Source organism: Mycobacterium sp. (assembly GCF_035653355.1).
In the GTDB taxonomy this organism is placed as follows: Bacteria; Actinomycetota; Actinomycetes; order Mycobacteriales; family Mycobacteriaceae; genus Mycobacterium.
Genome location: NZ_DASRBZ010000496.1, coordinates 1 through 2,292, shown reverse-complemented (window position 1 = coordinate 2,292; position 2,292 = coordinate 1). Strand labels below are relative to the sequence as shown.

4 protein-coding genes are annotated in these 2,292 nt (G+C 63.8%); all 4 read left to right on the top strand.

Translation table 11 applies throughout. From position 1 onward, the window contains the following. Positions 1–217, top strand: a 217-nt coding sequence (locus tag VFA16_RS17075) for a TetR-like C-terminal domain-containing protein (RefSeq protein WP_324968954.1), incomplete at its 5' end; no start/stop codon positions are given. Positions 218–430: 213 nt separating this feature from the next. Further along, positions 431–805, top strand: coding sequence for a 30S ribosomal protein S12 (gene rpsL, locus VFA16_RS17070; RefSeq protein ID WP_007167812.1), 375 nt, complete (start codon positions 431–433; stop codon positions 803–805). After that, positions 805–1,275, top strand: a complete 471-nt coding sequence (rpsG, locus tag VFA16_RS17065) for a 30S ribosomal protein S7 (protein WP_083089165.1) — start codon at positions 805–807, stop codon at positions 1,273–1,275. Before rpsL ends, rpsG begins: the two co-directional genes overlap by 1 nt. 79 nt (positions 1,276–1,354) lie before the next feature. Continuing rightward, positions 1,355–2,292 (top strand): GTP-binding protein (locus VFA16_RS17060; protein WP_324968953.1); only part of this gene is annotated, 938 nt, incomplete at its 3' end.

Sequence of the window (2,292 nt, the reverse complement as noted above, 5' to 3'; positions counted from 1 at the left end):
CTCCTATGGTCTCGACGGTGAAGAGGCCTTCTATGCGGCGCTGGAGTTCTGGTCCGCGTTGCACGGGTTCGTGTTGCTGGAAATGACCGGCGTGATGGACGACATCGACACCGACGCCGTATTCTCCGACATGGTCTTGCGGTTGGCGGCGGGCCTGGAACGCCGCAGCGGACTCACCGAAAGCGACCAGGAAACCGGGCGTCCTGCGTCACTTTGACCTGCCCGACCAGCGGCGGGTATTGTGGTTGCTCGTGCCTGGCGGCTCAAGGCGCTGGTAAGGCGCGCACGCCGGGCCAATTCGCATGTCCACGACGCAACGGATGAAAATCCGGGGCAAGCGCATGCGACACTCCCGGCCGCGGGGGACCGTGACGGGGCATAACTGCAGTACACAGACTTGAATCGAGAGCGCAACACAGGAAGCCGGTAGATGCCAACCATTCAGCAGCTGGTCCGCAAGGGTCGTCGCGACAAGATCGCCAAGGTCAAGACCGCGGCCCTGAAAGGCAGCCCGCAGCGTCGTGGCGTGTGCACCCGCGTGTACACCACCACCCCGAAGAAGCCGAACTCGGCGCTTCGGAAGGTGGCGCGCGTCAAGCTGACCAGCCAGGTTGAGGTCACCGCCTACATCCCCGGTGAAGGCCACAACTTGCAGGAGCACTCGATGGTCCTGGTGCGCGGCGGCCGGGTGAAGGACCTGCCCGGCGTGCGGTACAAGATCATCCGCGGCTCGCTCGACACCCAGGGGGTCAAGAACCGCAAGCAGGCTCGCAGCCGCTACGGCGCCAAGAAGGAGAAGAGCTGATGCCGCGCAAGGGGCCCGCGCCCAAGCGTCCGCTGGTCAACGACCCGGTCTACGGATCGCAGTTGGTCACTCAGCTGGTGAACAAAGTTCTTCTGAAAGGGAAGAAATCGCTCGCTGAACGCATTGTTTACGGTGCGCTCGAACATGCTCGCGAGAAGACGGGTACCGACCCGGTCATCACGCTCAAGCGTGCCCTCGACAATGTCAGGCCGGCGCTGGAGGTTCGCAGCCGGCGTGTCGGCGGGGCCACCTATCAGGTGCCCGTCGAGGTGCGCCCGGACCGGTCCACCACGCTGGCGCTGCGCTGGCTGGTCAACTTCTCCCGGCAGCGTCGTGAAAAGACCATGATCGAGCGTCTGGCAAACGAAATCTTGGATGCCAGCAATGGCCTCGGGGCTTCCGTCAAGCGACGCGAGGACACCCACAAGATGGCCGAGGCAAACCGCGCCTTCGCGCATTATCGCTGGTGAACCTCACCGGCAGCGGAGCCGGCGACGAGGACGACAGCGAACGACGAACTAGAGCAACCGAAAGAGTGGGAAGACTTCTGTGGCACAGAAGGACGTGCTGACCGACCTGAGCAACGTCCGCAACTTCGGCATCATGGCGCACATTGATGCCGGCAAGACGACGACGACCGAGCGCATCCTGTACTACACCGGCATCAATTACAAGATCGGTGAGGTGCATGACGGCGCCGCCACCATGGACTGGATGGAGCAAGAGCAGGAGCGGGGGATCACCATCACCTCCGCGGCCACCACCACGTTCTGGAAGGGCAACCAGCTCAACATCATCGACACCCCCGGCCACGTCGACTTCACCGTCGAGGTGGAGCGCAACCTGCGGGTGCTCGACGGTGCCGTCGCTGTCTTCGACGGCAAGGAAGGTGTCGAGCCGCAGTCCGAGCAGGTGTGGCGGCAAGCCGACAAATACAACGTCCCGCGGATATGCTTCGTCAACAAGATGGACAAGATCGGCGCCGACTTCTACTTCTCCGTCAAGACAATGGAGGAGCGGCTCGGCGCCAACGCGGTACCGATCCAACTGCCGATCGGCTCGGAGAGCGAATTCGAAGGCGTCATCGACCTTGTCGAGATGAACGCCAAGGTCTGGCGCGGCGAAACCAAGCTGGGTGAGAAGTACGACGTCGTCGACATCCCGGCCGAGCTGGCCGAATCCGCCGAGGAGTACCGCACCAAGCTGCTGGAGATCGTCGCCGAGACCGACGAGGAGCTGCTCGAGAAGTACGTCGGCGGCGAGGAGATCACCGTCGACGAGATCAAGGGCGCGATCCGCAAGCTGACGATCGCCTCCGAGATCTACCCGGTGCTGTGCGGTAGCGCGTTCAAGAACAAGGGCGTGCAGCCGATGCTCGACGCGGTGGTCGACTACCTGCCGTCGCCGCTGGACGTGCCGCCGGCGACCGGGCACGCGCCCGGCCACGAGGACGTCGAGGTCGTCCGCCACGCGAGTACCGACGAGCC